This window comes from Milkweed yellows phytoplasma str. MW1 (genome assembly GCF_000309485.1).
In the GTDB taxonomy this organism is placed as follows: domain Bacteria; phylum Bacillota_I; class Bacilli_A; order Acholeplasmatales; family Acholeplasmataceae; genus Phytoplasma.
The window spans coordinates 1-6990 of sequence record NZ_AKIL01000059.1; the positions used below are offsets into that span (position 1 = coordinate 1).

The 6990-nt window shown below is 27.0% G+C and carries 2 protein-coding genes; both read left to right on the forward strand.

Annotation, left to right across the window (positions count from 1 at the left end):
- Positions 1-302 precede the first annotated feature (302 nt).
- The gene (locus tag RI76_RS01440) at positions 303-1046 is read left to right on the forward strand and encodes a hypothetical protein (RefSeq protein ID WP_017192364.1); all 744 of its coding nucleotides are present in this window, start codon (positions 303-305) and stop codon (positions 1044-1046) included.
- 879 nt (positions 1047-1925) lie between these two features.
- Complete coding sequence (locus tag RI76_RS01445; RefSeq protein WP_017192365.1) at positions 1926-6842, forward strand: AAA family ATPase; 4917 nt, start codon at positions 1926-1928, stop codon at positions 6840-6842.
- Positions 6843-6990: the final 148 nt, after the last annotated feature.

Sequence of the window (6990 nt, forward strand, 5' to 3'; positions counted from 1 at the left end):
TATAATTATAATGCTATGTAAATATTTTTATTAGAAAGGTGTTAAAATATATATATTAAATTTGTTCTAACTGTATTAAAATATTATTCCCCTCAAAGAGGGGCGAATTCATTTTTTTGAAATCAAGAAATTTTTTTATTCTATAAATGAAACAACTTTCTCACAAATTCCATAAAATGCATTTTTATGGTTTTTTACTACATATCTATTGTTTTATACAATACATTAAAGAAGACAATTACAAAAATAATATTTTCATTTTTAGAAGATATTAATTTTCATTAGAAAGCATTAAAAAAAATATGTCAATTCAAAGAAAAAAGGTTTGGAAATATTTTGTCATCTTTCTAACCTTTTCATTAATAAGTCCTATATACGGAATCACTCCTTATCATAATAAACAACCAGAAACGAAAAAAACATTTTCCCCTATTCTTTACCCTTCTATAGAAAAAATTAAAACAATGTTACCGTTCAGAAACAACTCAGCTTTTCGTCAACGTTTATTAGAACATGTTGTTAAAATAATTTTCGAACAACAAATGGATAAGGAATATTATAATTTTCAGGAAAAAGACAAGCAAAACATTGATTTTCTTTTTCAAACCTTAGAAAATTATAATATTGTAGAAGAGTTTAGTAATACAATTGCTACGACCGTTTTTGACCCTAATGAATATCTTTTTGTATTTGTCGGAAACGCAACTGATTTAAAAAATTATCAAACATATTTACAACATAAAAACAACAATTTTCAAGGTGGAAAAGGGTATTCTTGGCGCAATTGGCAACCAGCTAATATGATCTTTGTTTCTAAAAAACATATTAAATTTTTAATTGACACATTAAGTAAAGTGATTTTTTTGGAAGAAGAAATTAAAATCATAAATCAAAATCCTCTCGTTCAAAGTAGCGAAAGTTATAAAAAAAGTTTACAACCACAAATACAAGCTAACCAACAAGAAATAAAAAGATTAAAAGAAGAATTAGGGCGAGAAAGATGCCTAAATATCAGCATAAATAACGAAATGCTGGACCTGCAATGATGGTCTAACTCATATTTTCGGTCTATAAAACGAAAGAATTATAAATTACAGCAGAAAATAAAAGCGTAAATGAGGGTCATCCTTTGATCCAACAAGAAGACGCAAGATCAAACGATCAACACGGATAACTTCTGAAAAGGAGCTAAGAGCAACCAAAAGGGTTACAAAATACATAACTTGTAGATAAAAATAGCTTTATTGTCGTTTATATCAACAATTTTGAGGTCTTTTAACGTATTTTAATTCGTATGTTAAAATCATTGTCATCGTTCTAGATGATGGAGTTAATTCTCACCTCAAACCTTACCTGTCAGAAAATATTTTATGTCAGATAAGATATAATTGCTCAGGTCAGCTCGCCTAAATTGATTACGTAGATATTTAGAGTAACTTCTATTTCCCTAAAACAGAACCCTTTTTCAACTTGATAGTTGTTAAGGTTGTTGTCAAGGGAGAAGCAGAATCATAGTAGTCGTGAGAAATTGACAATTAATGCTGAAATGCATCAATATACTGACTCACCAAGGAGAGGGATAACGACCCTTACAAGGCGAAAGATGAAAAAATAGTAAGGCTATATTATTTTTTTTTAAAAAACATTTAAACTTATAAATGACTCCTATTTTTTTAAGAGAAATCAATATTAACACACTATTTTAACCGCCGTATGCTTGGAAACTTGCTTGTACGGTGGTGTGGGGGGCTTAGTGTAATAAACCCATTTTAAACGGTAAAACGCATTAATTCTATCCCGATGAAAAATATCAAGATTTATATACACAAAAACAAGTAACCATTAATCAGCAACATCATGAAATAAATAGCTTAGAAACTAAAATACACGCACAAAATGCCCTTATTAAACGACAATCAAAAGATATGGACGACAAAATAAGAGAACTAAAAGCGGTTAAAGAACAATTGTCCCTGGCAAATCAAAACAATCTTTCCGATGAACAAGAAAAAAAACAATTAATAAAAAGAATTGATCAATTAATTCAAAATATCAAAGGACAAGAAAATATTTTATCTTCCCAACAACAAGAGATCGTTTCTCTTCAAAGAGAAAAAACAGGCATAGAACAAAGGTTAACGGAAGAAATTAGTGCAATCCAATCTCAACAAAAATTACAAAATGAAGAAAAACAAAGTTTATTTGCCTTTATCGAAACCCAACAAAACCTTTTAAAAGACAAACAAAAAAAATTAGATGAAACGCAAGAACAATTGAGTTCAACTCAAAAAACCGTTGAAAGTCTTAATTTGTTAATGCAAGAACAACAAAATCAGTTGGATAAACATAAAGAAGACATCCTGTCTTTAAGAATGCAAATTTTTAATCAAAAAAACGATATTACCGCCAAAGATGAATTAATCCAACAAAAAATACACGAATTAGACGCTAAAAAAACGGAATTAAACCAAAGAGAAAAAGAAAATAATCTTTTAGAAGAGGATAAAAACCGCTTAAATAACGAAATAAAAGATTTGAACCTTAATATTGATGTTCAAAGTGAAGTGTTATCACAACAAGCATTGATCGTGCAACAACTGCAAAAAGATAAGACAGTTTTAGAAAATCAGTTGTTATCCAAAAAACAAGAAATCGAATCCCATCAAACTTTAAGCCAATACGAAAAACAAACGTTAATAGGAACTATTGATTATCAAAAAAGTATTTTAATGGGTAATCAAAGACAATTAGACGAAATGCAAGAACAATTAAGTTCTGCCCAAAAAAAGATTGAAAAACTTAATGTAATAATTAAAGAATATAAAGAACAAAATGCACAAAAAGAAGAAGTTATTGTTGCCTTAAAAAACCAAATAAAGGATAAAAGCGAAGAAATTAAACTCAATAATACAATAATTAAACAAAAAGTGCAAGCTTTAGAGGATAAACAAGCTGAATTAGTCCAAAAAGAACAAAAAAACACTCTTTTAGAAGAAGAAAAAAACCGTTTAACTAATGAAATAAACGATTTAATCCGTGATATCAATTCTCAAAGAGAAACGCTATCGCAACAAAAAACATCTATTCAAGAGTTGCAAACAGATAAAACGGTTTTAGAACAACAATTGTTATTCAAAGAAGAAGAAATTAAACATCATCAAAATTTAAGTCAAAAAGAAAAACAATCTTTATTAGGTGTTATTGATCAACAAAAAAATCTTTTATCAGAAAATCAAAACCAATTAAACGACATTCAAGAGCTATTAGAGACTTCTCAAAAAGAAATAGACAAGCTTAAAAAAACCATCCAAGATTATCAACAACAATTAGACCAACAACAAGAAAAAATTATAACCTTACAAAATACAATAAAGGCTAAAAACAAAGAAATCAGTGTAAATAATGAAATAATTAAACAAAAAGTCCAAGAGTTAGAAAACAAACAAGAGCAATTAGTCCAAGGAGAAAAAGAAAATAATCTTTTAGAACAAGACAAAAACCGCTTAAAAAACGAAATCAAGGATTTAATTAGTGATATTGATTCTTTTAAAAATAAGTTATCTCAACAAGAAGCATCCATAGAAGAACTACAAACAGATAAAACCACTTTGGAAAACCTTTTATCTTCCAAAGAACAAGAAATTAAAACTCTGCAAATTTTAAGCCAACAAGAAAAACAATCTTTATTAGGTGTTATTGATCAACAAAAAAATCTTTTATCAGAAAATCAAAACCAATTAAACGACATTCAAGAGCTATTAGAGACTTCTCAAAAAGAAATAGACAAGCTTAAAAAAACCATCCAAGATTATCAACAACAATTAGACCAAAGGCAAACTGATATTGATAAACTAAAAAAACAAATTACAGAACAAATTGCTAAAATAGATCAAAAATCAGAAGAAATTCAAAACAAAAATATTGAATTAGAACAAAAGCAAACCCAATTAAGAGATGAAGAAAAACAAAATAATCTTTTAGAAAAAGACAAAAATAAATTAAAAACAGAAATACAAACTTTAATCAACGATATTGAAACTCAAAAACAAGACTTAATGCAACAAGAACAATCCATTGAAAAATTGCAAAAAGATAAAAATAACTTAGAAGAAGAATTGTTGCTAAAAGAATCAGAAATTAAAACTCTTCAAACTTTAAGTCAAAAAGAGAAACATTATTTGCAAACAACCATCAATCATCAAAAAAATATTTTAAAAGAGAATCAAACGCAACTAGACAAAACTAAAGAACAATTGAGAATTGCTTATTTTAACATTCAAGAACAAGAAAAAAATTTAAAACAAAACGATCAAGAATTTAAATATTTGAAAGAATTTTATGATAATACTTTAGATAGATTAGAAACTATCATTGAAAATTCACAAAAACAAAAAGAACAAAGCGATCAATTTATTGTGGGCCAATATAAAGAAATATTTGAATTAACAACAAAAGTATTAAAAGATGAAAACAAAGAAAGAATAAAATTAACACAAACAGAAACAGTAACTACTAGATTTTTAAAAGATACTACTCGTTTACACAGTTTTAAAGATGTTATCGGAATGGAAAAGGAAAAAGAACAACTTTTAGAAAGTTTATCTTATTTAAAGAGTCCTGAAGAATATAAAAACATGGGCGTTAAAAAACAACCTAGAGGAGTTTTGTTGTACGGACCGCCAGGCACAGGTAAAACATATTTAGCCGAAGCTTTTGCCAAAGAATCAGGCTTACCTTTTTACGCTGTTACTTCTGCAGATTTTTCCCGAAGTTATGTAGGAGAAGGACCGAGAATTATAGAAAATCTTTTCGAAGAAGCGCGCAAACATTCTCCATGTATTATTTTTATAGATGAGTGTGAAAGTATTTTTAGAAAACGTAATACTGATGGTTTAACTTCAGACCATGGGAATATGATTTCCTCTTTTTTATCACAAATCGAAGGTATTTATACAGATCCGGATAAAACTGTTTTTATTATAGCGGCCACCAACTTTAAAGATGAAATAGATATCGCCGTTTTAAGTCGTTTTAATAAACTGATTGAAATAGATTATTGGAAAGAAGAAGAGTTGAAAACTTTTGTTAAAATGATTTCTAAAAATTATAAATTAGATGTTCGTGCTTATAAATATTTAGAAAAAATTATGGAACAGATTTGTAAATTCGATAATCATTTTTTAAAATCACCAAGAAAAATCATTGAAATTTTAGACCAAGCGGCAGGGATAGCTATTGAAACGCATCGCCATTTAAACATTTTGCCTATTGATTTAAAATTAGCTTTCGATAGAATTTCAGAATCAAAAACTTTAGTAGATTGGGGGGAACATGCACATGACAAACCTGATATGGCTTTTTTATCGACGATGAAAGAATATAAAAATATTCTTTTGAAACACCTTTTCAAAGATAGTCCTTTCTCCTTTTCTGAAAAGAAATATTTTGATTTAATCAATAATCATTATCAAAAACATCAAAAAGCCGGATATAATAAATATCTAAGCGACGAAATAGACAGTATTTACTTTTCAGATGATAAAGACAAAATCAAAAAAACATATAATGATGAAAACCCTTTGCCAAAAGGTTTATTAGGTGTTTATTTTGAAGATAAGGAAAATACAGACTCCACCGAAAGACGTTCAGAAATTCAAAAAATTGACAGCTTAGAAGAAATTTTAAAAACAGGTATGAAAAAAGTTCATCAGATTTATTTAATTTGGGACTATGAAAAATTAAAAATCAATCAAAAAACAGCACACATGTTAATAGATAAATTTTGCTATAAATATCCTTTTTTAAAAGGTGATGCTTTTTTTCAAACGCAAATCTTACAAAAAGCTAGAGAAATCGATAATAACGAAGCAGAAATAGAACAATTTATTTTGAAATTTTTAGATGAAAACATTAAACAATCTTTAATAAATAATGTTTTTAGTCAAATAGTATCTCAAAATATTTTAATCGAAGAAAAAGATAAATTAGAAATTAAAAAGATAATTGCTGATAAATTGGATTTTTTAATATTTTCTCATAATATTTTGACTTTAGAGAAACTGCAATTCGCACTCCTATCAGAAACTAAAACTTATTTAGAAGTTAACAAAAAACAAATATTAGAGCAACAAATAGATCGTATTATTGAAGAATTAAAATTAAATAATATGCTTTTCACTTCTCAACAGATCAAGCATTTCCAAATAGATTTAAAAAAAGAAGTTTATAACGAATTAGTGAATTTAATGAAAAGAAAAAACCACATTTCTTTAGACGAAGTCAAAGCCAATATTAAAGACAATTCCGCTTTATTAATAGATAGACTTTTTTATCAAATATGGCAAACAATATACCCTAAATTGCATATTGAGATAGCAGAGTATGAAAAAAACTCTTTAATAACGCTTCTACAAAACAAAGTTAAGAAAAATTTATTTTTTACCAATTTTTCTTTAGAAGAAATAGTGGATCTTTTGCAACAAGAAATAAATACATATGAAAATAATTTTGAAGAAAGGTTAAAAGAAAAAGTATCCGCAATGGTACATAAATACATTTTAATCGATCATATTTTAGAAGAACAACCTAACACCGAAACCATCGAATTAATTTCTAAAGGGGCTTTGTTAGTAGCGCAAAAAGAATCACAACAACCAGATGTTACCGAAAAGAAAATTCAACAAGAAATATATGATTTTATAAAAAATTATCGTAGTAAAAATACTCATTCTTCTAAAATGTATACTTGGATTAAACATAATTTTTACATTATCATTTTAACTTTAATGATGTTATATGTTTTAATTAATTCTGCAAATAAAAATCAAAAACGCCACTATTAATTCCAAAAAAATATTTTTCCTGGCCGTTTCTCTTTGAGAGATAACGGCTCTTTTTTTTAATTTCTTAATAAAAATAAATAAATTTCTTCAATGATATTGTTTGATAATCGTTTAAAATATGTTATTATATTGTTATTAATTTATAAAT

Coding starts and splice junctions, on each gene's coding strand:
- RI76_RS01445 (WP_017192365.1), top strand. CDS start 1,926: ATGGACGACAAAATAAGAGAACTAAAAGCGGTTAAAGAACAATTGTCC.
- RI76_RS01440 (WP_017192364.1), top strand. CDS start 303: ATGTCAATTCAAAGAAAAAAGGTTTGGAAATATTTTGTCATCTTTCTA.